The organism is Desulfobacter sp. (assembly GCA_028768545.1).
Classification (GTDB): domain Bacteria; phylum Desulfobacterota; class Desulfobacteria; order Desulfobacterales; family Desulfobacteraceae; genus Desulfobacter.
In genome coordinates, this window is the sequence record CP054838.1 from 511,159 (window position 1) to 535,229 (window position 24,071).

29 protein-coding genes and 1 pseudogene are annotated in these 24,071 nt (G+C 48.9%); 13 read left to right on the top strand and 17 right to left on the bottom strand.

The window, feature by feature from the left end; all coding sequences use genetic code 11:
* Positions 1–27 precede the first annotated feature (27 nt).
* Entirely contained in the window at positions 28–375 is a 348-nt protein-coding gene (locus HUN05_02445; GenBank protein WDP84157.1) for a DUF3795 domain-containing protein, read from the bottom strand.
* Between the two features lie 446 nt (positions 376–821).
* On the opposite strand from HUN05_02445, the gene HUN05_02450 reads away from it, so the two are divergent.
* Positions 822–1,052 carry a hypothetical protein gene (locus HUN05_02450; GenBank protein ID WDP84158.1) on the top strand — a complete coding sequence of 77 codons (231 nt, stop codon included), beginning with the start codon at positions 822–824 and terminating at the stop codon, positions 1,050–1,052.
* 197 nt (positions 1,053–1,249) lie between these two features.
* On the top strand, positions 1,250–2,236 hold the full coding sequence (locus tag HUN05_02455) for a diguanylate cyclase (GenBank protein WDP84159.1): 987 nt from the start codon (positions 1,250–1,252) through the stop codon (positions 2,234–2,236).
* A gap of 22 nt (positions 2,237–2,258) precedes the next feature.
* Here HUN05_02455 and HUN05_02460 read toward each other — a convergent pair whose 3' ends face one another.
* Genes HUN05_02460 through HUN05_02470 form a run of 3 tightly spaced genes read right to left on the bottom strand, consistent with a single transcriptional unit; the run spans position 2,259 to position 3,813 of the window.
* A complete protein-coding gene (locus HUN05_02460; protein WDP84160.1) occupies positions 2,259–2,876 on the bottom strand; it encodes a site-2 protease family protein in 618 nt (205 codons plus the stop codon).
* A gap of 45 nt (positions 2,877–2,921) precedes the next feature.
* Positions 2,922–3,062, bottom strand: a complete 141-nt coding sequence (locus tag HUN05_02465; GenBank protein ID WDP84161.1) for a CBS domain-containing protein — start codon at positions 3,060–3,062, stop codon at positions 2,922–2,924.
* 40 nt (positions 3,063–3,102) lie between these two features.
* Positions 3,103–3,813, bottom strand: a complete 711-nt coding sequence (locus tag HUN05_02470) for an IS6 family transposase (GenBank protein ID WDP84162.1) — start codon at positions 3,811–3,813, stop codon at positions 3,103–3,105.
* 465 nt (positions 3,814–4,278) lie between these two features.
* On the opposite strand from HUN05_02470, the gene HUN05_02475 reads away from it, so the two are divergent.
* Complete coding sequence (locus tag HUN05_02475) at positions 4,279–4,758, top strand: ferritin family protein (protein WDP84163.1); 480 nt, start codon at positions 4,279–4,281, stop codon at positions 4,756–4,758.
* 50 nt (positions 4,759–4,808) lie between these two features.
* On the top strand, positions 4,809–6,404 hold the full coding sequence (locus HUN05_02480; protein ID WDP84164.1) for a YdiU family protein: 1,596 nt from the start codon (positions 4,809–4,811) through the stop codon (positions 6,402–6,404).
* A 44-nt stretch (positions 6,405–6,448) separates the two neighbouring features.
* Here the strand turns inward: HUN05_02480 and HUN05_02485 are convergent, their stop codons facing one another.
* Complete coding sequence (locus HUN05_02485) at positions 6,449–6,943, bottom strand: response regulator (protein WDP84165.1); 495 nt, start codon at positions 6,941–6,943, stop codon at positions 6,449–6,451.
* Between the two features lie 112 nt (positions 6,944–7,055).
* On the opposite strand from HUN05_02485, the gene HUN05_02490 reads away from it, so the two are divergent.
* Complete coding sequence (locus tag HUN05_02490) at positions 7,056–7,766, top strand: IS6 family transposase (GenBank protein ID WDP84166.1); 711 nt, start codon at positions 7,056–7,058, stop codon at positions 7,764–7,766.
* A gap of 3 nt (positions 7,767–7,769) precedes the next feature.
* On the opposite strand, the gene HUN05_02495 is transcribed toward HUN05_02490, so the two are convergent.
* The 3 genes from HUN05_02495 to HUN05_02505 all read right to left on the bottom strand — a co-directional run bounded on the left by HUN05_02495 (position 7,770) and on the right by HUN05_02505 (position 10,757).
* Positions 7,770–8,009, bottom strand: a complete 240-nt coding sequence (locus HUN05_02495) for a hypothetical protein (GenBank protein WDP84167.1) — start codon at positions 8,007–8,009, stop codon at positions 7,770–7,772.
* A gap of 178 nt (positions 8,010–8,187) precedes the next feature.
* Positions 8,188–9,861 (bottom strand): hypothetical protein, encoded by a 1,674-nt coding sequence (locus HUN05_02500; protein WDP87891.1) that lies wholly within the window; start codon positions 9,859–9,861, stop codon positions 8,188–8,190.
* A 185-nt stretch (positions 9,862–10,046) separates the two neighbouring features.
* The gene (locus tag HUN05_02505) at positions 10,047–10,757 is read right to left on the bottom strand and encodes an IS6 family transposase (protein ID WDP84168.1); all 711 of its coding nucleotides are present in this window, start codon (positions 10,755–10,757) and stop codon (positions 10,047–10,049) included.
* Between the two features lie 333 nt (positions 10,758–11,090).
* Between HUN05_02505 and HUN05_02510 the strand changes: the two genes are divergently transcribed.
* From HUN05_02510 to HUN05_02540, 7 genes and pseudogenes are all read left to right on the top strand, one after another.
* Complete coding sequence (locus HUN05_02510; protein ID WDP84169.1) at positions 11,091–11,636, top strand: hypothetical protein; 546 nt, start codon at positions 11,091–11,093, stop codon at positions 11,634–11,636.
* A 134-nt stretch (positions 11,637–11,770) separates the two neighbouring features.
* On the top strand, positions 11,771–12,340 hold the full coding sequence (locus tag HUN05_02515; GenBank protein WDP84170.1) for a YkgJ family cysteine cluster protein: 570 nt from the start codon (positions 11,771–11,773) through the stop codon (positions 12,338–12,340).
* A gap of 58 nt (positions 12,341–12,398) precedes the next feature.
* Positions 12,399–12,866: pseudogene (locus HUN05_02520) on the top strand (methylated-DNA--[protein]-cysteine S-methyltransferase).
* Positions 12,859–13,662, top strand: coding sequence for a metallophosphoesterase (locus HUN05_02525; GenBank protein ID WDP84171.1), 804 nt, complete (start codon positions 12,859–12,861; stop codon positions 13,660–13,662). The pseudogene HUN05_02520 and the gene HUN05_02525 overlap by 8 nt, the downstream one beginning before the upstream one ends.
* Positions 13,613–14,650, top strand: a complete 1,038-nt coding sequence (locus tag HUN05_02530; GenBank protein ID WDP84172.1) for a zinc dependent phospholipase C family protein — start codon at positions 13,613–13,615, stop codon at positions 14,648–14,650. Before HUN05_02525 ends, HUN05_02530 begins: the two co-directional genes overlap by 50 nt.
* 21 nt (positions 14,651–14,671) lie before the next feature.
* Positions 14,672–15,958: an MFS transporter gene (locus HUN05_02535; protein WDP84173.1), complete on the top strand. Its 1,287-nt coding sequence runs from the start codon at positions 14,672–14,674 to the stop codon at positions 15,956–15,958.
* A gap of 104 nt (positions 15,959–16,062) precedes the next feature.
* Positions 16,063–17,046 (top strand): NAD(P)H-dependent oxidoreductase, encoded by a 984-nt coding sequence (locus HUN05_02540; GenBank protein WDP84174.1) that lies wholly within the window; start codon positions 16,063–16,065, stop codon positions 17,044–17,046.
* A 33-nt stretch (positions 17,047–17,079) separates the two neighbouring features.
* On the opposite strand, the gene HUN05_02545 is transcribed toward HUN05_02540, so the two are convergent.
* Entirely contained in the window at positions 17,080–17,523 is a 444-nt protein-coding gene (locus HUN05_02545) for a cupin domain-containing protein (protein WDP84175.1), read from the bottom strand.
* 249 nt (positions 17,524–17,772) lie between these two features.
* Here HUN05_02545 and HUN05_02550 point away from each other — a divergent pair, with 249 nt between their 5' ends.
* The gene (locus HUN05_02550; GenBank protein WDP84176.1) at positions 17,773–18,483 is read left to right on the top strand and encodes an IS6 family transposase; all 711 of its coding nucleotides are present in this window, start codon (positions 17,773–17,775) and stop codon (positions 18,481–18,483) included.
* Here the strand turns inward: HUN05_02550 and HUN05_02555 are convergent.
* The 8 genes from HUN05_02555 to HUN05_02590 form a co-directional block, all read right to left on the bottom strand.
* Positions 18,471–18,845, bottom strand: coding sequence for a MaoC family dehydratase (locus HUN05_02555; protein ID WDP84177.1), 375 nt, complete (start codon positions 18,843–18,845; stop codon positions 18,471–18,473). The genes HUN05_02550 and HUN05_02555 overlap by 13 nt on opposite strands.
* A gap of 134 nt (positions 18,846–18,979) precedes the next feature.
* On the bottom strand, positions 18,980–19,783 hold the full coding sequence (locus tag HUN05_02560) for an enoyl-CoA hydratase/isomerase family protein (protein ID WDP84178.1): 804 nt from the start codon (positions 19,781–19,783) through the stop codon (positions 18,980–18,982).
* Positions 19,784–19,840: 57 nt separating this feature from the next.
* On the bottom strand, positions 19,841–20,311 hold the full coding sequence (locus tag HUN05_02565; protein ID WDP84179.1) for a Zn-ribbon domain-containing OB-fold protein: 471 nt from the start codon (positions 20,309–20,311) through the stop codon (positions 19,841–19,843).
* A gap of 10 nt (positions 20,312–20,321) precedes the next feature.
* Positions 20,322–21,161, bottom strand: coding sequence for an SCP2 sterol-binding domain-containing protein (locus HUN05_02570; GenBank protein WDP84180.1), 840 nt, complete (start codon positions 21,159–21,161; stop codon positions 20,322–20,324).
* A 10-nt stretch (positions 21,162–21,171) separates the two neighbouring features.
* Entirely contained in the window at positions 21,172–22,359 is a 1,188-nt protein-coding gene (locus HUN05_02575) for a hypothetical protein (GenBank protein WDP84181.1), read from the bottom strand.
* Between the two features lie 10 nt (positions 22,360–22,369).
* Positions 22,370–23,515, bottom strand: coding sequence for a thiolase family protein (locus HUN05_02580; protein WDP84182.1), 1,146 nt, complete (start codon positions 23,513–23,515; stop codon positions 22,370–22,372).
* 12 nt (positions 23,516–23,527) lie between these two features.
* Complete coding sequence (locus tag HUN05_02585; GenBank protein WDP84183.1) at positions 23,528–23,860, bottom strand: hypothetical protein; 333 nt, start codon at positions 23,858–23,860, stop codon at positions 23,528–23,530.
* Complete coding sequence (locus HUN05_02590; protein ID WDP84184.1) at positions 23,857–24,051, bottom strand: AMP-binding protein; 195 nt, start codon at positions 24,049–24,051, stop codon at positions 23,857–23,859. Before HUN05_02590 ends, HUN05_02585 begins: the two co-directional genes overlap by 4 nt.
* Between the last annotated feature and the right edge of the window lie 20 nt (positions 24,052–24,071).

Genomic DNA, 24,071 nt, shown 5'->3' on the forward strand with positions numbered 1-24,071 from the left:
CCTGCCCGGGTTCAAGCAGAGTCAGAATCATCTTTTTTCTTCCAAAAGCCTGTCAAAAAAGGCTTTGGCTTCAGGAGCGAAAAGATGAAATGCTTGAAGTTTGTCACAGGGCTGTTCCCGGCAGGATGCGCAATTATCAAGTTTCTTGTCCATGCTGCATTGTCTTATTTTGCAGCTTCGGCAGTATGCAAACAGTCTTCCTGAATCACTTTTGCAGCCGTCGCAATTGACGTCTTCGGGCTTGACTGTCATGCCGAATTTTTTGGCATAAAAGGCGGCAGTCTGTTCCCTGGCCCGGTCATCATCATTCAATGTGGCCAGAAAACTTGGGCACTGGGTGCAGTTGAGTCCGCAAAAGGCGATCATTTCCGACATAAAACACCTCCTTTGTTCGATTTATAATTCTTTTAACCCGGATCTCGAGCATCTCCTGAATTTTTTCAACAAACGCCTTTGGCGCCTTGTAATCCTGGTGTGAGCGCACCAGGACCACTTCACGGAACAATGCTTTCATCTCTTTTTGCGCCAGCGCTGTTTTCCCTCTTATCTTCAAAGAGGCTCCAGACTCCGAAAATTATTCATCCATGGTTAAAGGCTGGCAGATTCTGAATATCACAGTTGCAAGAATTGGAAGATTTAAACCACCCACCGTTCTGAATTAAAAAGGTTGGGATCCGCCCCCCCAAATGTTAAATCCCGCGCTCTATAAGAATAGACGTGACAAACACCTGGATGTGACAATTTTCTTCACCTCTGTTCTGGGGCGGCAGAATCTCCCATTACCCTTTTTCTATTAAGGGCGGTTTTGAAGGACATGTCAAATGATTCTTTGGCAGAAACTTAATTTATTAAAAGACTTCTTTTTCCTTGCATCTCCGGAGGAGAAAAGTATATGTTCAATTATCTTTACAGCAGGGCGGCGGTTTTTTTCAAATAATATTAACGCCATACAGCTGATTCATGGATTGTCCAATGGAAATGCAATACAGAGTATTGATAAAAACTTATCTTTTCAAATCTCAAAATGCCCAGAAGCAGCCGACTGTAAATAAAGGGCGTATCCGGGGATATAAAAATGATAGGCCAATGCTCAACCCATGGCTTGTTCTGGATTTTAAACACCGCTCAAGGTGATGACGAGAGGAAAAAAAAGGGTTCTGTTGCAAAAAATTATTAATGTCTGATACAAGTCCGTTTTGGCACTAATTTGTTTGCAGAGAGATAGTATGAAAAATGAAAACCCTTTCAAATGAAAAAATCGTGTATCCTCATTGTTGATGACCGGCCTGAAAATCTTCTCACGCTTGAACAGGTGCTTGATTCTCCCGATCTGGATGTCATCCGGGCGGAATCCGGGCATGAAGCCTTAGAAAAGACATTGGACCATGAGTTTGCCCTTATCCTTTTAGATGTCCAGATGCCTGTGATGGACGGTTATGAAACCGCCACCCTGTTGCGGGGCAACAAGCGGACCAAAAACATCCCCATTATCTTTGTTACGGCAGTCAACAAGGAAGAGGCCCATGTCTTCAGGGGATATGGGTCAGGGGCAGTGGATTACCTGTTCAAGCCCCTGGCAACCGATGTATTGACGTCCAAGGTAAAAATTTTTATAGAACTTCACAACCAGCGCCAGCTTCTCGAAGAAAAAACAAAGGAATTGGATGCCCGGGTGGCAGAGCTTCAAGCCCTGAAATACGAGTTGGAAGAGTCCAATGAAAAACTGCGGCAGCTCTCGTCTCTGGACGGGCTCACCGATCTGCCCAACCGACGGTTTTTCGATGAGACCCTGGTCAGGGAGTGGCAGCGGGGACGGCGGCGCAAAACCCCCTTAACCCTTATCATTGCCGACATCGACCATTTCAAGGCCTATAACGATGCCTATGGTCATGTCATTGGGGATGATTGTCTTAAAAAAGTGGCCAAAGGCCTGGATAAAAGCATATTAAGGGATGTGGACACCATTGCCCGGTACGGGGGGGAGGAATTTGCCGCCATCCTGCCGGAAACAGACCAGAAGGGCGGGGTTCTCATTGCCAAACGGATGCTGACCACCATAGACAAAATGAACATCACCCATGAACATTCAGAGACAACCGACCATGTCACCATCAGCCTGGGGTTGGCCACGGTGATCCCGAACAAAAAGACCAATGCCACCCACTTGATCCAGTCGGCAGACCAGGCATTGTACCTTGCAAAGGCCTCGGGCCGGAACGCCTTTAAGGTCAACTAAGCCCCAAAGGCCCTGATCCCAATCAAGGCAGCAAAAAGTTAATACACCCGAGAATCATCTCTTGAAAAAAATGAATCACAGGGTTGAGCGCCCCCAGATACAACAGCCCGATAATCAGAAAAAATCCATACCGCTCAAGACGGAACAGATAATTTTGAATTCTCGGTGAAACAAACCCCATCAGAATTTTTGACCCGTCCAAAGGGGGCAGGGGAATCAAATTAAAGGCAGCCAGGATAATATTGATTCTGGCAAAATAATAAAAAAGCAGTTCCACCATACCCGAAGGGGCCAGCAGCCGATCTATAAAAAGCGCCATAAAGGCCAAGATCATATTTGCGATAATCCCTGCAGAAGCAACCGCAATCATCCCCATCTGCCTGTCACGCAATTGGTTGAAGTTCACCGGCACAGGCTTTGCCCAGCCAAATCCGAAAATAAAAAGCATGGTGGTGCCCACAGGGTCAAGGTGCTTGAGCGGGTTAAGGCTTAAGCGGCCCAGCCGCTTGGCTGTGGGATCACCCATGCGAAAAGCGACCCAGCCGTGGGCCAGCTCATGAAAAATAATGGCATACAAAAGCGGCACGGCAATAACAATAAAAGCCAACGGATCTTTAATCAGCAGGTTAAGCAGGCCCATTAATCTCTCCTCTACGGCAGTGTGCTAAAATGATTCCAGACATTCTCAATTGGCCTCGGCTTTTCTCTGATTGACCAGGCCGTCCCTTGCAAAAAGGTGAAAATAAATATCAGAAATGTACACAATGCCGATGGGTTCGCTATTCTCAATCACCGGGAGTCTGTGATATTTATGGTTCTGTTGCAAAAAATATTTCCAGGACAAAGAGATCGTTCAGGCGTAAAATTTACGCAGCATAAGAAAACAGATTTTCGACGAATTCTTTCTGCTTTAAAATTTCTCCCTTCCTAATATTTTTAACTTGTCCTTTTCTGATCATGTTCATAATTTCATAGCCTTTTAGCGTCCGCCAGGCAGAATGAAATGTCTTGAACCCCATACCAGCTCTGACAAGCTTTTTGATAAACCGGTGGTCTTGCTCAATAATATTGTTCAGATATTTATTCTGTCTTAGGATACAGTCCTTATTCAGAAGCTTTTTTTCTTTCAAAGCCTTTACTGCCGGAGGATATGCAGGATTTCCGTCAACACTCAGAACCCGAGGTCTGGAGCTATTGGAAGCTCGCAGCATCTTTTTAAAAAATCGTTTGGCAGATTCCATATTACGTCTGCTGCGAAGAAGAAAATCGATGGTATTTCCACGGGAATCGACCGCTCGGTAAAGATACTTCATTTTCCCCCGCACCTTGATATATGTTTCATCAATACGGTAAGAATCATTTGATTGCCGCAGATACTTCCTGCTTCGCTTTTCCATTTCAGGAGCATAGCGCTGAACCCATCGGTAAATGGTACTGTGATCCACAGACAAGCCCCGTTCTTGCATCATCTCTTCCAGATTCCTGTAACTCAGTTGATATCTCAGATACCAGCGAACATTCAACAGGATGATTTCTTTTTCATAATGACGCCACTTGAAAGGGTTTTCATTTTTCATACTATCTCTCTGCAAACAAATTAGTGCCAAAACGGACTTGTATCAGACATTAATAATTTTTTGCAACAGAACCCTTTATTTTTTCAAAAATTTGTTCCATGACCAATATTCAATAAGATTTTGTGTGAGTGTGTATAGCCTCTATAGGGTTTTTACTATGAAAAATCAATACTTTTGCCAAAAAAGGAAGTAATTTAACGATATTTAACCAAAAACCCATGGCTGGATCCCGAATATCAGCCGCCCGAGGACAGAGGGCTCATTTTAGCCGAATCTGTTTAGGGTCTTGGCAAAAAGGAAAAAACTTGATTTCAAGCCAGATATTTTCAATAAAAAGACAGAATTTTCCATTTTGCAAAGTTTGAGTTCAACCAAATCCAATGTTAAAATTTGCACTCCCATGCCTTAACCTGATATAGGATAATAAACACTCTTGCCATCATCAATAATTTAGGGACCTTTGCCATGTTTACCCTGAACGATCTCTTTGATATTGCCCTTAAGATGGAAGAAAACGGAAAAGCCGTGTATTGCCGGGCCATGAAAAAAACAGAAAAAAAAGACCTTCAAACCCTGCTCAAATGGATGGCCGATGAGGAAGACTCCCACCGGTCCTGGTTTCAGGATCAAAAAAGACGCCTGCCCAAAGATGGGGGAGACCTTGAGGTCATGCTTCCCGATGTATTAAAAGAGATGATGGGGGAAAATACCCTTTCCCTGGACGAGGTGGCTTTTTCAAAGATCAATACCCAGGCGCAGATGATCAAAACCTTTATTATGTTTGAAAATGACACCATCCTGTTTTACGAGTTTTTAGAGACCTTTATTGAGTCCGGCAGCAGCCGGGAAGGACTCAATAAAATTATCCAGGAAGAGACCGCCCATGTTGAAAAACTCAATACCATGATCGAGTCGGTTCAGGATCTCCCCATTGAAAACACATAGATGGATGCTTATAGTGTTAGGTAAACCTAAAATAAATTCGAGGAAATGCCATGACACCCCATCCCTTGCCCGTTTTTTTTCAAGGCTTAAATTTTGACAATTCCTTTACCCGCTCGCTGCCCCGGGACCCTGAGCCGAATAATTTCATCCGCCAGGTCAGGGGGGCATGTTATTCAAGCGTTCTGCCCAGCGCCGTAGAGTCTCCGGTTCTGGCGGCCGTTTCCAGGGAAGGGGCCGACCTCATCGACCTGGACAAGGTTGCCATAACATCCAAAGAGTTTACCCAAATATTTTCAGGAAACCGTGTCCTGCCCGGCATGGACCCCTTTGCCATGTGCTATGGCGGCCACCAATTCGGAAGCTGGGCAGGACAGCTGGGCGACGGCCGGGCCATCAACCTTGGAGAGGTTATAAACAGGGCAGGACAACGGTGGATGATCCAGCTCAAAGGGGCCGGGCCCACCCCCTATTCCAGGCGTGCCGACGGCCGGGCTGTGCTCAGGTCTTCGGTCAGGGAATTTTTATGTTCCGAGGCCATGTTTCACCTGGGGGTGCCCACCACCCGGGCCTTGAGCCTGGTCCTGACCGGACAAGCAGTGGAGCGGGACATGTTCTATGACGGCCATCCCAAACAGGAACCCGGAGCTGTGGTCACCAGATTATCCCCCTCGTTCACCCGTTTCGGCAATTTTGAAATCCTGGCATCCAGAGGGGAGTCTGACCTGCTCCGGCAATTCATGGATTATACCATTGAAATTGATTTTCCCCATCTTACTCCCAAAGATTATGACGCCTGGTTCAGGGAAATCTGCCACAGCACCATGAACATGGTTCTCCATTGGATGCGGGTGGGGTTTGTCCACGGGGTCATGAATACGGACAATATGTCTGTTCTGGGGTTGACCATTGACTACGGCCCTTACGGATGGCTGGAAAACTATGATCCGGACTGGACCCCCAACACCACAGATGCCCAGACCCGGCGGTACGCCTTTAAACACCAGCCCGGAATTGCCGTGTGGAACCTGATCCGCCTTGCCCAGGCCATTGCTTTGGTCATGGCGGACCCGGCCCCCTTGGAAGAGGCCCTTTCCGACCATTCCGCCTCTTTTACGAAAAAATGGCAAAAGATGATGGCAGAAAAATTAGGACTCCAATATGATCCCCATACAGATCCTGCCATGATCACGGCCCTGACAGACCTGCTCAAAAGTGTTGAAACCGACTACACCCTTTTTTTCCGGAACCTTGCCCGGTTTGACCCTGATAAAAAAAGTGACAAAGACCAGCTCCCCGGGTTTTGGCGTTCCAGCCTTTACCTGCCTGACCGGGCAGATAAACATTATCTGGAACAGGTTTTTGCCTGGTTAAAGATTTACGGACAGCGGCTGAAAAAAGAAAAGATCCCCCCAAAAATTCGGCAGAAAAAAATGAACCAAGTCAACCCCAAATATGTGCTTAGAAATTATCTGGCACAAACCGCCATTGACCGGGCTGAACAGGGCGATTTTTCCCGGGTAAAAAAATTGCTGGATATTCTCCGTCACCCCTATGACGAACAGGATAAAAACGAAAAATTTGCCGAAAAGAGGCCGGAATGGGCCCGGCACAGGCCCGGATGTTCCATGCTTTCCTGCAGTTCATGACCCGGGCAGAAAAAGGGCTTCTGCCTGAATCTGTCCCGGATATTTCACGGCAGATCTTTTTTATCAAGTCCATCAAGGGCCCGGCGAAGGGCCATGGCCATGTCCCTGAGGGCCACAGGTTTGGTTAAAAATGCTGCAAACCCCTTTTCCAAAGCCTTTTGCTCACAAATTTTTGGATTGAATCCCGTGGATAAAATAACCGGAATCTTGGGACAAATACCCATGATTTCCCTGGCCATTTTCTCTCCTGACATGCCAGGCATGGTCATGTCTGTGATCACCAGGTCATAATCCCCGGGACCCTGCCGGAATCGCTCAAGGGCCTGGACAGAATCTGTTTCAATGGTTACCCGGTACCCAAGCGCATTAAGCCGGCCCCGGGTGGCATCGGCCACGATAATCTCGTCATCCACCAGCAGCACATGTTCTGTTCCTCCGACAATTGGCTCAGCCCTTGTTTTTTCCTCAGGTTCAGCCGCGGTTTTAATAACCGGGAAATATGCCTTGAAAACAGTGCCTTTTCCCGGTCGGCTTTTCACCTGGATATCACCCCCATGATTTTTGACAATACCCTGGACGGTTCTGTTGCAAAAAATTATTAATGTCTGATACAAGTCCGTTTTGGCACTAATTTGTTTGCAGAGAGATAGTATGAAAAATGAAAACCCTTTCAAGTGGCGTCATTATGAAAAAGAAATCATCCTGTTGAATGTTCGCTGGTATCTGAGATATCAACTGAGTTACAGGAATCTGGAAGAGATGATGCAAGAACGGGGCTTGTCTGTGGATCACAGTACCATTTACCGATGGGTTCAGCGCTATGCTCCTGAAATGGAAAAGCGAAGCAGGAAGTATCTGCGGCAATCAAATGATTCTTACCGTATTGATGAAACATATATCAAGGTGCGGGGGAAAATGAAGTATCTTTACCGAGCGGTCGATTCCCGTGGAAATACCATCGATTTTCTTCTTCGCAGCAGACGTAATATGGAATCTGCCAAACGATTTTTTAAAAAGATGCTGCGAGCTTCCAATAGCTCCAGACCTCGGGTTCTGAGTGTTGACGGAAATCCTGCATATCCTCCGGCAGTAAAGGCTTTGAAAGAAAAAAAGCTTCTGAATAAGGACTGTATCCTAAGACAGAATAAATATCTGAACAATATTATTGAGCAAGACCACCGGTTTATCAAAAAGCTTGTCAGAGCTGGTATGGGGTTCAAGACATTTCATTCTGCCTGGCGGACGCTAAAAGGCTATGAAATTATGAACATGATCAGAAAAGGACAAGTTAAAAATATTAGGAAGGGAGAAATTTTAAAGCAGAAAGAATTCGTCGAAAATCTGTTTTCTTATGCTGCGTAAATTTTACGCCTGAACGATCTCTTTGTCCTGGAAATATTTTTTGCAACAGAACCCATCCCCAAGATCCAAGGTGGAATTAATGATAAACCCCACTTCAAGGGCCATGGCCATTTTACGCCGGTCCATCCGGCCCAATTGTGCTGACCGGCTGGCCTGAAGCGCCAGGGCCTGATCCAGCTGGTCCCGTGAAATCATCTCCATGCTGACCAAAAGGTCTCCTAAAAGGTGGGAACTCAGATTCATAGGCCTTTTCCTCTCTTTTGAGTTCAACCCCAAGCCAAGGGCTTAACCCGAATATTTCATAACCTGGAGGTCAGAAACTGACAAATCAATCCGTGAAATATGCGGCTTAATCGCCCATCCTTTGGAGAAAGTATTCATATAAGTCCTTGTAAAGTCAAGGGAATTACACAAATTTCGTTCAAATTGCCTGGTGAATCATCATCTGGGGAAAGGGAATATCCCAGCCATGTTGGGTGGCGGCGTCCACGCACCAGCGCTGGATGGCCCGGGACAATCGATTGTACAAGGGCGCCATATCCCCCTTGAAATCGGCAATCACCACCAGATCCAGGGACGAGGCGCCCGCCTCGGCAAACTCCACCCTCAGGTTGAGCAAATCCTTTTCATACCCTTCTGCCTCTATTTGTTTCTGGATATGGGCAGCCAGCAATTCAGGCACTTGAACTGTGGCCTCGGCCTGAAGGCCGTAAGAGATGCCAAAGGGTATTTTCAGCCTGAAGTTTACCGAAAGATTCAAAGGCGAAAGGGAAAGAAAATCCCCTGTCTGGTAGGTTTTACGGGCCCCGCCCCGCTGAACCAGCTCCACGGTTTCATGGGAAAGGCTGATGACGCCGCCCCGGGTTCCGTCGGCCAGGATCACCCAGTCATTTTTCCGGCAGGGAAACCAGGGTTCAGAGGGGTGAAACGCCCGGGAGGTTTTATCCATCAGCACTTCAATGGGAACCCGAAGCTGAATCCCAAGGGCAGGATTGACAAGAAGGGTATACAGATTGATCTGCTTGACCATCCAGGGAACCCCCTGATAGATCATCCGTTCGCCTTCCCTTACCGCTCCGATATTGAGCATCAGCCGGCTCTGGTTCACAAATTTGGGCAGGGTTTGCTTGGTGGCCCAGCCCACCCCCATGAGAAAAATAATGGCAAGGGAAAGCAGGACCCAGTCTTCAAAAAGATAAAAGACCATGATCACGGCCAGCAGTGCCATGCCCATGCTCATGACCCGGTATATGAGTTCCAGCATCCGGATGTGGAAGGGCCTGTATTTTGAACGGTAGCCGGGCACAAGCCGGATCAGGCTCAAAAATAAAAACCTTAAAAATAAAACCACCCCGATGCAGGCGGCCACAGCAATGAAAAGAAACAATCCCCGGGTTTTGAAAAACCGTTTTACAGAATCCTGGGTACTGTCAATGAGGGAGGTCTCTTCACGCTCGATCTCAGCCAGTTGGAGCCGGACCAGATCTAATTTGCTTTTGATTTGGGTTTCAACCCCTTTGTATTCCGGCAGCAGCTCTTTAAGATTTTTTTCCAGGACCGGGTCCTGGGCCCGCTCAATCAATGCCTCTATCCGGGTCCGGGCCTTTAACGCAACCGGCACAAGATCCTGGTAGGCTGATAATTCATCCTTGAGTTTGGTTTTATGCCGGGCTTTTACGGTAAGACGTTTTAATTCCATGATCCCGGGTTCAGCCAGAGAAAGAAGCTCATTTTTCCAGTTAAACTGCTCTGTTTTTTTCTGGGCAAACAGCCCGATCTCCACGCCTGTGGCAATCCGTTCAAAGTCCATGGCAGCGCCTGCCAATTGCTGATCCAGTTTTTTCAGCTCTGCTGACAGATAGCCTTTTTCCGTTTCAGAATCTGCCTGGCGGATGAGTTTCTTTTTTTCTACCATCCGCTCTCTTAGACTCTGTTTAAGCCGGACAATTGAATGAAGCATCTCCAAAGAGGTGCTCTCTTTCAGGGTCTCTTCCGAAGAGACAGCCACAGGCGGGGGGGGGGCACTCTCTTTTAAATCAAGGGGGTCTCCGGCATAGCCCGCCACTGCCTGAACCAAAATCAAAATCAGCGTCATTTCAATTATTTTTTTTAACACAACCTCTCCTGACCAGGACAAAAAAACGCCCTGTTGTTACGATACATTCTGTCCAAAGGACAATTCAGGCCACACTCTTTTCAGGATCATCGTCCTGTTTATATAAAAAAGGGTTCTGTTGCAAAAAATATTTCCAGGACAAAGAGATCGTTCAGGCGTAAAATTTACGCAGCATAAGAAAACAGATTTTCGACGAATTCTTTCTGCTTTAAAATTTCTCCCTTCCTAATATTTTTAACTTGTCCTTTTCTGATCATGTTCATAATTTGATAGCCTTTTAGCGTCCGCCAGGCAGAATGAAATGTCTTGAACCCCATACCAGCTCTGACAAGCTTTTTGATAAACCGGTGGTCTTGCTCAATAATATTGTTCAGATATTTATTCTGTCTTAGGATACAGTCCTTATTCAGAAGCTTTTTTTCTTTCAAAGCCTTTACTGCCGGAGGATATGCAGGATTTCCGTCAACACTCAGAACCCGAGGTCTGGAGCTATTGGAAGCTCGCAGCATCTTTTTAAAAAATCGTTTGGCAGATTCCATATTACGTCTGCTGCGAAGAAGAAAATCGATGGTATTTCCACGGGAATCGACCGCTCGGTAAAGATACTTCATTTTCCCCCGCACCTTGATATATGTTTCATCAATACGGTAAGAATCATTTGATTGCCGCAGATACTTCCTGCTTCGCTTTTCCATTTCAGGAGCATAGCGCTGAACCCATCGGTAAATGGTACTGTGATCCACAGACAAGCCCCGTTCTTGCATCATCTCTTCCAGATTCCTGTAACTCAGTTGATATCTCAGATACCAGCGAACATTCAACAGGATGATTTCTTTTTCATAATGACGCCACTTGAAAGGGTTTTCATTTTTCATACTATCTCTCTGCAAACAAATTAGTGCCAAAACGGACTTGTATCAGACATTAATAATTTTTTGCAACAGAACCATAAAAACTTACTGATCTGATCCCCTCTTGTCAAGAACAGGTCATGGACAACCCTGGCCTGTGCCGATGGAAAGGGAAAAATCTGCCTGGCGGCAAACGAGAATCTCAGACAAAGAGACGTTGCTAAAGGGCGGGATCGGCGCCGGTGCCCACACCTTTAGTCAGGGTTTTAAGGGTTGGGATAAATATTGCATACTACTAACCATTATAGGGCCGCAGATTTCAGGTTTTGATTCTAATGAATAAAAGGGAACCAACATATGGCAGTTGAAACCAAAATGAGCATTCAGGGCATCAGCCAGCTTAAATTCCAGGCTGAAGCCAAACAGCAAATTTCAACCCAAAGTTTTGCAGCCAGTCTGTCAAAAGAGATTCAGGCGTTTTCAAGGCCTGAAGCGTCCAAGGACCTTGAAAATGATGTGAACACCCTCAAAAAAGAAGGGTTTATCGGGTTTTTTAAAAAACTTCAGGAAGAGCGGATAAAAGAACTCAGAGAAGAGATTCTTATGGAAATGGGATTGACCGAAGAAGATCTGGGCCGGATGGATCCGGAACAGCGAAGTGTTGTTGAAAAAATGATTGCCAGGGAAATTCAACAACGGATGGCAGCCGGAACCGCCATGGACCAGGAGGATAACGACAATCCAACTCCAGGGCTGTTTTTCGGAGAACAGATCCTGGGAACAGCTTCCGGTCTGGGGACAGACGGGGGGGCCAGGCCATGGGGGCTGAATAACACCTCCCTTGAGCAGGGCCTTGTTGAGGCGGATTTTTATCTTTTGCAGGCAAAGGCCGTAACCCGGTGATGCCAGAGCCGTAAATCAGAATTTGCAAACCAGATCAAAAGGTGTCCATTTATGGCTTGCCACGGGCTTCCAGAATGCCCATAATAGCTGCCGGAAATATATTTTGATTCAGACATTAAATAGATATGGACGTGATGAAAGAAAAGATACCCGTGTTAAAAGAGATCTACCGCTCATTTGAAGAAAAGACCTTGGCCCTGAAACAGGGACAGGCCTGTACCCGGGGATGCGGGTTTTGCTGTAAAGAGGCCGGCCGAATTGATATTACCACCCTGGAAGGGCTCAGGATCCGAGCCGCCATGGAAAAATTGCCCAAGGCCCGCCAGAAAACCCTGACCCGGCTTTTTCGCCAGGAGATTAAACTCCGGGAAAACAATAAAACGGTTGCCTGCCCTTTTTTAATGAAAAATAATGCCTGTATGATCTATGAGGCCCGTCCCTTTTCCTGCCGCAGAATATATTCAGTTCATGTCTGTTCCAAAGATCATCCCCCCAGGGTCAGCCAAAAGGTCATGGCCCTGGCCGACGAGACCATCAAAGAACTCCAAACCCTGGACCATACCGGATATTCAGGGCATTTGTCCTATATTTTGTACATGCTTTCGGTCCCGGCCTTCAGAGAGACCTATCTAAAGGGGGAATTTAAGCCTGAACAGATTATGGAGTTTGGAAAATCCCATGGGATCATCATCAATAGGGGCTAACCCGAAAATTTCATGATAATTTCTCGCATCCATATGGTTTATCTGCTATGAAATAAATATGATGCGTTATTCTTATTTTGATTCCCCTGTGGGCCGCCTGCTTGTTTACGGTGAATCCTGCCTTGAAGGGATCGTCTTTCCAGAGGGAAAGACAAAAAAAGATCCTGACTGAGTATATGACACCGCTGGATTTGACTTGGCTAAAAAACAATTATACCGTTATTTCCAGGGTCAATTGACAACCTTTGATTTAAAATTACAACTAAGGGGGACCCCGTTTCAAACCCGGGTTTGGCAGGCACTGGCCCAGATTCCCTATGGAGAAACCCTAAGCTACGGACAGCTGGCCGCAAGGGTGGGCAATCCAAAGGCGGCAAGGGCTGTTGGCATGGCCAACAACAAAAACCCCATCCCCATTGTTCTGCCCTGCCACCGGGTGATCGGAAAAAACGGCAGTCTCACGGGCTTTGGGGGCGGTCTTGGGGTAAAACAATTTTTGCTGGATCTGGAGCAGGCCCATGGGTGAGAGAAAAAAAAGGGTTTTTTCGTGGATACTGGCATTGGTCTTTTGCTTTGTTTTGCCTGCATATTTGTCTGCCGGTCATGGCCAATTTTATTTTGTCCAGATCACAGACACCCATTTGGGCATAAAAGAAAATGGGGTCCGGACAAAAAAGGTGGTGGCCGCCATCAACCAGCTGCCCATGGAGATTGCCTGTGTGGTCCATACAGGGGATGTCTACGACCGGATTGTTCAAGGGGATGAAATTGCCGTGGCCGAGGCTGCAAAGATATTCAGGGCCTTGAAGCCGCCCGTCTATTTTCTGGCAGGCAATAATGAGATTAACCTGAACCAGCCCCTTAAAGGTAAAGAGGCCTGGACCCGGCATTTTGGCCCCCTGATCTCGGGGGTTGACCTTCACGGGGTGAGATTGGTGTTTGCCTATACAGACCCCCTTGAACAGGGAGTATCCTTAAATGGGTATGATCCCTTTGAGGCGGTCCAGGCCCAGCTGGAACAGGCCGGGACAAAGCCCGTGATTTTGTTTCATCATGCCCCCAGTGTGGCGGATTTTTATAAAAACTCATTTCATGAAGGGTGGACATCCGGTTTAAAGGCCCGCTGGCAGACCCTGCTGGATAACCATAAGGTTCAGGCCGTGATTGCCGGCCATTTTCACCGGGATGAGTTCCATTGGCTGGGAAAGATTCCCCTTTACGTGTCAGGGCCTGTGGTGGAAAAATACGGTCGTCAGGCCTGTTTTAGAATCTATGAGTATAATCAGGGCAGGCTGGGATACACTGCCCAATACCTGGAATAAAAAAAGGATTCCCATGCCCAAGGAGATCACCCATTTTGCCCTGGCCCGCTGCCTGGGAAGGGCTGTTCCTGAAACTTCTTTGTTCTACACCCCCATTAAAAACTATCCCCGGCTCTTTACCCTGGGGGCGGTGACCCCGGATATCCCTTTTTATTATCTGGCCGGTCCTGGCCGGGAACGAGTCCAGGCCTTGAGCCAGCCCTTTCACAGAACCTGTTCAAGGGCGCTTTTACCTGTGCTGAAATTTTTGAGCCGTAACAGGTCAGAACCGGCCCTGGCCCTGGCTGCCGGGGTGATCTGCCATCTTGTCTCAGATACCCAGTTCCATCCTTTGGTCTACTATTATGCAGGCATGGACGGGGTTCACAAGGGGGCAACCGCCAGACACAGGCTCTTTGAAACCGCCATGGACCTACATTTTTATCACCTTTACCCGGGGGAGACCCGGCTGGACCATGTGGTCAAATCAGTTGAAATTTCCAAACAGGCACTGGGGGGATACCTGGCCGGTCTTTTTGCCCTGGACTCCCTGCCGATAAAGGCTGTGGGTCATTCCCTGAACTGGCACAGGGGAATCCAATCCCTGTTTTTATCCCCGGGCATCAAAAAGTCCATGGCATGGTTCAGCCAAAAGGGGCGGCCTTTGCCGGATAAGATCACCAGTCTGGTTTATCCCTTCAGGGAGCCGGTCTGCCTGGATTTTTTCAGCCAAGAGATCCATTACCAGGATCCCTGCACCCGGGAAAAGGTCTCAACAACCCTGTTGACCATAGTGGATCAGACCCTTGAATCTGCCCTGACAATCCTGTCCATGGTCTCAAATGTTATGGCGCTTTCCAAAAATCAAAGACATTCCCTTGAAGGCCTGGTCTCAGATCCGACTCTTCCCCGGATCCGTCCCGGTCTCCCTGTAAGCACATTTACCACCTGGCTCGGTACCTCTGATTTAAGACCCGTTTTATACCCGGGGTCTGTGTTACCCTTTTAACCTTAAGGAGAATCAACTGAGATGAACAGCAACCGGACAAGCAAAAAGCAGATTTTCGGATGGGTGATGTATGATTTTGCCAATTCAGCCTACACCACCCTGGTGGTGACCTTTATTTACGGGACCTATTTTGTTTCTGCCATTGCCCCGGATAAAATTTACGGGACCGCCCTCTGGTCCCGGGGGGTGACCATCACAGCCCTTTTGGTGGCCTTTTTATCCCCTTTTTTAGGTGCCATTGCCGACCAGGGGCATCTGCGAAAAGCCTTTTTGTTTGTCTCTACCCTGGTTTGTGTTGCAGGCACCTGCCTGCTTTATTTTGTCATGCCCGGCCAGGTCTATTGGGCATTGACCTGGTTTATTCTGTCCAATGTGGCCTTTGAGCTGGGCATGGTGTTTTACAATGCGTTTTTACCGGAGGTCTCCACCCCAAAGACCATTGGCCGGGTTTCCGGGGTCGGTTGGGGCATCGGCTATATCGGGGGGATGGCCGCCATGTTTATTGCCATGGCAGGCTTTGTCAGTCCTGAAGTGCCCTGGTTTGGGTTTTCCAAGGCAGCAGGAGAAAATATCAGGGCCACCAATCTGCTGGTGGGCGTCTGGTTTGCCGTTTTTGCCCTTCCCCTGTTTGTCTTTGTCAAATCCAGACCGGCCCTGTCCAAGGCAAGAGGGACCTTGAGCCTGGTCCGGGCAAGTTTCCAGGATATCAAAACCACCTTCCATGATATCCAAGACTACAAAGAGATTGTCACCCTGCTCATCGCCCGGATGATATACAATGACGGCCTGGTCACCATTTTTGCCTTTGGCGGAATCTATGCGGCAGGCACCTTTGGGTTTTCCTTTCAGGAGATCATGATTTTCGGCATTGCCCTGAATGTTGCGGCCGGGATCGGTGCGCTGATCATGGGGGTGTTTGACGATAAGCTGGGGGGAAAGAAAACCATTCAGATTTCTAATATTGTCCTGGCCCTTGCCGCCCTTCTGGCTGTGGTGGCCCCGGGTAAATCCTTGTTCTGGGTAGCGGGTATGGTGGTGGGGTTTTTTGCAGGGCCCAACCAGAGTGCCTCCAGGTCTTTGCTGGGCAGGTTCGTGCCCAGGGACAAAGAAAATCAGTTTTTCGGATTTTTTGCCTTTTCCGGAAAATTGACCGCCTTTTTAGGGCCCCTGCTTCTCGGGGTGCTGACCCAGGCCTTTGATTCCCAGCGGGCAGGCATTGCCGTGGTGGTTCTGTTTTTTATCATCGGCGGTATTATTTTGGTTTTTGTGGATGAAGAAAAAGGCATGGCCGCGGCCAGAAAAGAGTAACCCGGATATGTTACCACCCGAGACGGCAGCCTGAAAATAACTATTCATGCACCAAAGAATTTTACGGTTTAGGACATTTTGGGGCGTGGAAAAAGGAGGTCACTATGTTTGTACTGGGCATCCAGGGCAGCCCCCGGAAAAACGGGAACAGCCAATTTTTACTCTCATCCTTTTTAAAGGCGTGTGAGGCCCTTGGGGCAAAGACCCATGTGATCCATACCCCGGGCCTTGACATCAGCCCGTGCAAAGAGTTGCTTGTCTGTGAAAAAAAAGGGTTTTGTCCCTTAAAGGACAAGATGGAAATCCTTGGGTATCAGATGATAAAAAAGGCGGATGTGGTGGTACTGGCCTCTCCTGTTTTTTTTTACAATGTCTCGGCCCAGGCAAAAATCTTTATTGACCGGTGCCAGATGTTCTGGGGCAGAAAATACAAGCTTGGTCTCAAGGATCCCGACCGGTTCAGCCGCCAGGGGTTTTTGCTCTCTGTGGCGGCCTCCGGGGGAAAGCGGCTTTTTGAAGGGGTGGAACTGACAGCCAAGTATTTTTTTGATGCTGTTTCAGCTGATTTTACAGGCTCTTTGACCTATAAAAAGGTGGAAGATGCCGGAGATATTATTGTCAGGCCCGAGCTTGACCAGGAAATCCAGGAGGCTGCCGCCCATGTGCTGTCCCAAGAGATGGATAAAAAACAGCTGTTTTTTGTCTCCGACCATGGCCGGAGCCGCAGCCTGATGGCTGCAGCCTTTGCAAAGGAAGAGGCCCAGGGCCGAATCCGGGTCTCTGCTGCAGGACTTACGGCGGGAGAACCGCCAAAACAAGAGATGATCAAGGCCATGGCAGACTGCGGCCTGGATCTCAAATACGGGTCTGTTCTTTTTCCGGAAGATTTTGCCCAGGCCTTTGAGAAATTAAGCCCCCATGACCGGGTTGTCTATATTGGAACAAAAAATCAGCGGCCAACGGATTTTGGCCTGCCGGAAAGGACAATCATCTGGGAGATTCCGGAGCCTGAACCGGGGAATTATAAATTCGTTCTGGACGCAAGAAAGCGGATCCAGGCCAAGGTGAAGTCTCTGGGTGGATTTTAACCCGGATAATTCATGGCCGTTTAAATGGTTTGCCTATTCTTTTACAGTAACAGGCGCGCCCTTTGTGCCGGCATAAAAAACAATGATGTCCGCATCTGTTTTGCCGGTGTTTTTACCGTAATGCCAGGTGTCCACCACTTCAACAATGGGGTCACCGGCTTTCATGACCAGGGTTTTGCCCGACCGGGTGGTTACGGTGAGTTCGCCTGAGATCAATACCCCTGCATTGATCACAGGGTGGGGGTGCCAGGGCAGGGTGGTGTTGGCGGGGATTTTGATGCGTAAAATGGTGATTTCAGGGACGCCCCGGGGGTACCCAGGCAGGTCCGCGCCATTCCAGGTCTGGCTGGTCTTTGTCAAAAGCATTGCCTTGGTTTCATTGGCCAACACGGGCTGGGACAGGCTGAAACAGATCAGACAAAGGAGAAACACCCTCAAACAAGCCGTGAACGTATTGATGGTCAGATATTTTTTCATGAAAATTTTCCTTTAAACGGCCTTTGCCGACGGTTTTTGTCCGCCCTTTTCAAAAAGGTCGCAATCTATTGTATAGGCAGGGGTTGTATACTATAAAAAACAGCCCTGTCAAGCGTGGGATGACCGGCGGGATACAGGGTGCAGATAAGCATTGAGTTTTTCAAAGGTCTTTTTTAGGTTCTGTTGCAAAAAATTATTAATGTCTGATACAAGTCCGTTTTGGCACTAATTTGTTTGCAGAGAGATAGTATGAAAAATGAAAACCCTTTCAAGTGGCGTCATTATGAAAAAGAAATCATCCTGTTGAATGTTCGCTGGTATCTGAGATATCAACTGAGTTACAGGAATCTGGAAGAGATGATGCAAGAACGGGGCTTGTCTGTGGATCACAGTACCATTTACCGATGGGTTCAGCGCTATGCTCCTGAAATGGAAAAGCGAAGCAGGAAGTATCTGCGGCAATCAAATGATTCTTACCGTATTGATGAAACATATATCAAGGTGCGGGGGAAAATGAAGTATCTTTACCGAGCGGTCGATTCCCGTGGAAATACCATCGATTTTCTTCTTCGCAGCAGACGTAATATGGAATCTGCCAAACGATTTTTTAAAAAGATGCTGCGAGCTTCCAATAGCTCCAGACCTCGGGTTCTGAGTGTTGACGGAAATCCTGCATATCCTCCGGCAGTAAAGGCTTTGAAAGAAAAAAAGCTTCTGAATAAGGACTGTATCCTAAGACAGAATAAATATCTGAACAATATTATTGAGCAAGACCACCGGTTTATCAAAAAGCTTGTCAGAGCTGGTATGGGGTTCAAGACATTTCATTCTGCCTGGCGGACGCTAAAAGGCTATGAAATTATGAACATGATCAGAAAAGGACAAGTTAAAAATATTAGGAAGGGAGAAATTTTAAAGCAGAAAGAATTCGTCGAAAATCTGTTTTCTTATGCTGCGTAAATTTTACGCCTGAACGATCTCTTTGTCCTGGAAATATTTTTTTGCAACAGAACCTCCACCCGGACCGGGGCAAGATGGCGCACCCGGTTCATGCCGTAGTAAATGCCCATGACCGCGCCCTTGGGCACCACCATCACCCGTTCATGAAAATGGGTGAGCAAGGAAAGAATCAGCCCGCTCTGGGCCACGGTGGTTCCGAAAAAGCCCTGACTGGCCGCCTCCTCATCCACATGGGACCAGTGGTTGTCCAGGGTGCACCGGGCAAATTTATTGATTCGCTCCTGGTCAATGGGGAACCATTGGGACAGGCCGATCTCTTTGCCCAGCTTTTTTTCCATCTCTTTTAAGGATAACACCTGCATATGGTCCCCTTTTTCTTTTGCCTGAGCAGATCCTGATACTGCACGGGCGCATAATAAAACAACCAAAATCGCGCTCATCTCAACAACTTGCATTTATGGATCATCACCAGACAACCACCCAAATTGTCATGAAATTAAATCCCCTTGAATACCGGTGACCGCTTTTCCTTAAAAGCCTTTGACCCTTCCTGGGCGTCCTGGCTTAAAAACACGGGCACAGCCAGGTCAAACTCATTTTTAAGGCCCTCTTCAATGGAAAGCCCGACATTGGTCATCACGGCTTTTTTGATGGCTGTCACGGCAAGGGGGGCGTTTTTAACAATGATCTTTGCCAGGCGTTCGCACTCTTCCATGACCTTGTCCCTGGGGACCAGACGGTTGATCAGCCCCATGTCCAAGGCCTCTTGTCCTTCAATCAGCTCTCCTGTGAGCATCATTTCCATGGCCCGGGCATAGGGGATCTGCCGGGGCAGTTTGACACTGGACCCCCCTGCAGGAAACACCCCCCATTTAACTTCCTGAAGCCCGAATCTGGAACCTTCTGCTGCAATGCGGATGTCTGTGCCGTAGAGAAGCTCCAGGCCGCCTGCAATGGCATGGCCGTTGATGCCCGCAATCACAGGTTTATAAATGTTAAGATCCCTGAGCCAGGCCTTCTGGACCATGAGGGGATCTGCCTGGACCCGTTTTTCAGCTTCGGTCTCAGGGGTTTTGGTCCCGGTGAAAAGGGGGATGAGATTGGCAAGATCAGCGCCTGCGCAAAAGGTATGATCGCCTGTGCCCGTGATAATGGCGCAGCGAAGATCATCATCGTCCCGATAGTTTTTCCAGGCATCAATGAGCTGGACAAGGGTTTCAGAATCCAGTGCATTGTGGGCCTCGGGCCGGTTTAAGGTGATATAGGCGATTTTATCTTTTTTTTCGTAAATAATGGACATGAATTTTCTCCGAAAATCGGGGTCCCGGCCAAACGGATGTATGGGCCGGAACCTGGGTTAGGGTTGCAGGTTCGTTGGTTTAAAATGATCAATATCCAGGATGGTGGCCGTGGTCTTGTCGCTAAACACCGGTTCCACCTCCATCCCCTGAATCTCCTGGTCCGGGTCTATTTCCTCCAGAATATGCACCAGGGGGGTATCTGTGCCCTCCAACAGAATCATGGCCAGAATATAGGGTGGCGTTCTGGGCAGGTGGCGGTCTTGATAGTTCACCACGGTGTGGTTGACCACCGTTCCTTTGCCGGACAGATCCACCCAGTTGTCAGAAATGTCGGCCATGCAGAGATGGCAGGTCTGCCTCGGGGGAACGTACACCTTTTTGCAGTCAGGGCATTTCACCCCTTTGACGGCCCTGTGGTCCCGGATCTGGGTTAAAAAGAAACTGCCGGTCCGGCCTGCAAAATAGGTGTAGGGCAGGGCCAGTTTTCCCTGGATCACATATGCGTCTTTGGATTCTTGTGGTTTCATTTTTCCCCCGTTATTCATCAATCTCAAAATATTGAATATCCTCTATGGATCCGGTCCTGTGATCCGCCCACACCGGTCTTAACCGCGTGCCGGGAATAATCTTTTCCCCGAGCACAATCCCCATTTTCACCTGGTCAAGCTGGTCCGGGCGCAAAAGATGCCAGAACACCTCTTCATCTTTGCACCCGTCCAAAAGAATGCCCACAGAACCGTAGGGGGCCTGTCTGGCCTCCCCGGTCAAAGGATCGGGACTTGAGTAATAGCAGTATTCCAGCATCCGCATCTCACCCCGGGGACCGATGTTTACCCAGTGGTCATTTCTGACCCTGCAGACGGCGCAGACCTCCCGGGGCGGGGACTGAAGCCTGCCGCATTCAGGGCATTTGATGGCAAGGATGGTTTTGTCCTTTAAAACCTTTAAAAATTTGCCCATCACAGGACCTGTGGAAAATTTCTGGTCCACTGAAATGATTTTTTTCAGCACGATAAGTTCCTGGTCATTGTCGGCCTCATCGCCCCCCGGAATGATCTTTTTAAACATTCCGGGCAGCCTTGAAAAGGCCTGCATATCTCCTTTAACAATAAGTTTACGGGAGGTAATGGCCTCCATGGTATCCACGGAGCCTGTGTTCAGGCCGATGAAAATATCCTTGTCTGCCCGAATCTTTACATCACAGTCTACGGCCAAATCAGATCTCAGGCGCATTTTACCCCGGTCAATTTCAAGGGTCCAGGCGCCTGTGTCTTTGATCTCGTATCCAAACGAGGCGGATATGCCCTCTGCCCCTTCTGGGCGGAACCGTTCTGCCATGGTATTAAAAATATCTGCCACCCTGATCTTATTTTCCATTTGAGGCTCCTTAGAAGTTGAGTTCCTTTTCAAGCATAAACAAGATGGTCCACATGGTGCCCCCGAAAGAGGAGGCAATGGCATGGTCCACATCCCTTTGAATCTTGTGGGGACCTGCATCCCCCCGGATCTGCCTGGCGGCCTGGGCCACCCGGACCATGGCCGTGGCCCCGATGGGATTGGCAGCCAGCACCCCGCCCGAAGGATTAATGGGCATGGATCCGTCCAGCATGATCTCCTTGTCTTCTATGAGCTTTAAATGTTCATCCCCCTCAAGCAGGAAAAAATCCCGGATCCAGTCCGCCCCCCACCAGGCCGAAGGATCGTACATTTCAAACACATCAAAGTAGTTGAGCGGATCTGTAATCCCATTTCTTTCATACAGGGTCTTGGCCGCAAACCTGTGGGTGGTTTCATTGGGGTAATAATTAACACAGAGATTCAAGGTCTCCTCCCGGTGAACCGTGACATGGTCCCGGATCCATACCGGATTTCGGGTGATCTTGCGGGCCTTTTCTTCAGAGGCAAAAATCATCACACAGGCCCCGTCCGACTGGGAGAACATGTGGATGAGCCGCAGATCCCCGATCAGGGGGGGAGAATTTTCCATGAGATCTTCCATCTGATCCCAGTCCAGACCGAATGCCCTGTGAGAGTTGGGATTCAGGCAGGCATGCTTGTCCATGATGATTCTATAGGTCATGGCCGCCCGCCGGGCCCGATCTTCCCCGAACTCTGAAATGGCCTTGACCGCAGCCGAATCGGTAAGCGCCCCGGATTGGAGCTTTCTGGCCCAGAGGGGATCGGCCATATTAGTGATGCCCCCTGTGGTATGGCCCTCCTGGAGCTTTTCAAACCCCACGGCCAGAACCGTGTCATACATGCCCGACGCAATGAGATTGTCTGCGGCAGCCACCAAAGTGCCGCCGGTGGTCCCCCCGGTGGTCAGCCGAAAGGAATCCCTGCCCGCAGCCCCTGTGCCCAGGGTATGCCAGAGATCGGGCTGGTGAACCATTTCAAAGAGTTCCATATTGCCGTGGACCACGCAGTCAATATCGTCCATGGTCATGGAGGCATCGTCCAGGGCCGCCCTGACCGCCTCATGGATCATTTCCGGCTGGTTCACATCCTCCCAGTGGCTGGAAAATTTGGTTTCCCCGATGCCCACGATTCCCACATGTCTGTTTTTTTTATTCATTGGTCTGCCTTTATTTTTCAAGGATTAACACGGCATGGTGCTGGCCTGCAGGGCCGGTGGTCCCGTGGGCCAAAGCCCTTTGCGGCGATTCCACCTGATTTTCTCCTGCCTCGCCTCTCAGCTGGGACACGGCATAGGCCGCTCTTGCAAGGCCTCCGAGCATCAAAGGATTGCCGTTGAGCATTCCGCCGGACAAATTCACGCAAGACCTATCCATCCCGCCCTGATCCATCCAAATTTTACCCCGGCAGGGTTCTGCAAGCCCTGCCCCCTCTGCCCAGAGGGGCAGCTGGTATGCATAGGCATCGTTGAGTTCCACAATATCCAGCTGGGCCGCAGGATCATCGATCCCGGCCATGGCATAGGCCCGGGCAGCGGCATGTTTCAATGGGGCATTGGCCACAAGATCCCGGTCTCCTAAAAAAAAATGGTCCATACCCGACCCAAAGCCTGTGAGCCATACCGGGGTGTCCGTAAACTCATGGGCCCGTTCTTCACAGCAGAGCAAAAATCCTGCGGCCCAGTCGGTCACAGGGTATTGGTGCAGACGGCGGATGGGGTCTGCGGCCATGGGAGATTCCAGGACCTGGTCCATGGAGACCATATCGTTGGGTCTGGCATATGCGGTTTTGGCCCCGTTTTGCCTGGATCTGACCACAATCCGGGCCAGATCCTCATCATCAAGGCCTGAGGCCTGCATATAGGCCCGGGCCTGGAACCCTGAAGCACTCAGATAATCCATGCCCAAGGCCCGGGTGTAAAAAGGATCAAAGGCCAGGTTGGTGCACATGTTCCGGCTCTCGCTCTGGGATTCCTTGCAATGGGCCAGAACCAGAATAAGATCATCATGGCCTGAAAGAATGCAGGCCATTGCGTATCCCAGGGCGGAAATCCCGTCCTGGGCCACTTTTTCCTCCCCCCGGTAATGGGCGCCCACCGCATCGGTGATAGCCTCGTCTGATATGGTCCTGGCGTCAAACACATCATCGGAACAGGTCACCACGTTTCTGATGCCCTTTTCCATGTCAAAGGTGACATGGGTCTCGTGGATAATGGACTCAAAACAGTCCATGAGCATGCCCTGGTATCTTAAATGCCTGTAATCGGACTGGTTGTTGATCTGCGCCATTGCACAGACGGCCACTTTGCGGGTCATGGTCTCTCCTTTTTAGTTTGCATCAGCATACATGGACTCCACCAGATCTTCGTACATGGTCATCACCACATTCCGCTTGAGCTTCAAAGATGCGGTCAGCTCTCCTGTCTCAGAGGAAAAGGCCTGTATGAGAATCCTGTATTTTTTAATGGTTTCGTACCGGGCCAGCTGACTGTTCCGCTCTGCCACATGATCTGCCACAATCTTAAGAAACGCTTTGTTGTCCAGAAGGTCGTCAGGGTCCTCGAAGGCAATCCCCTGTTTTTGGGCTAAAAGCACTGCCTGGTCCGGGTTGAGATTGAACATGGCCGTGAGGTATTTTCTCCGTTCTCCGATGACGATCACATGCTCGAACAGCGGATCAAACTTAAATACCCCTTCAATTTTCTGGGGGGGGGGATATTCTTGCCCCCGGAGGTGATGATCAGATCCTTTTTCCGGTCCGTGATCGTTAAAAAGCCCTGGTCCAGCTCCCCGATATCACCCGAGCAAAGATAGCCCTCCTCGTTAAAGGCCTCTTTTGTCTTTTCTTCCATTTTCCAGTATCCCTCAGTGA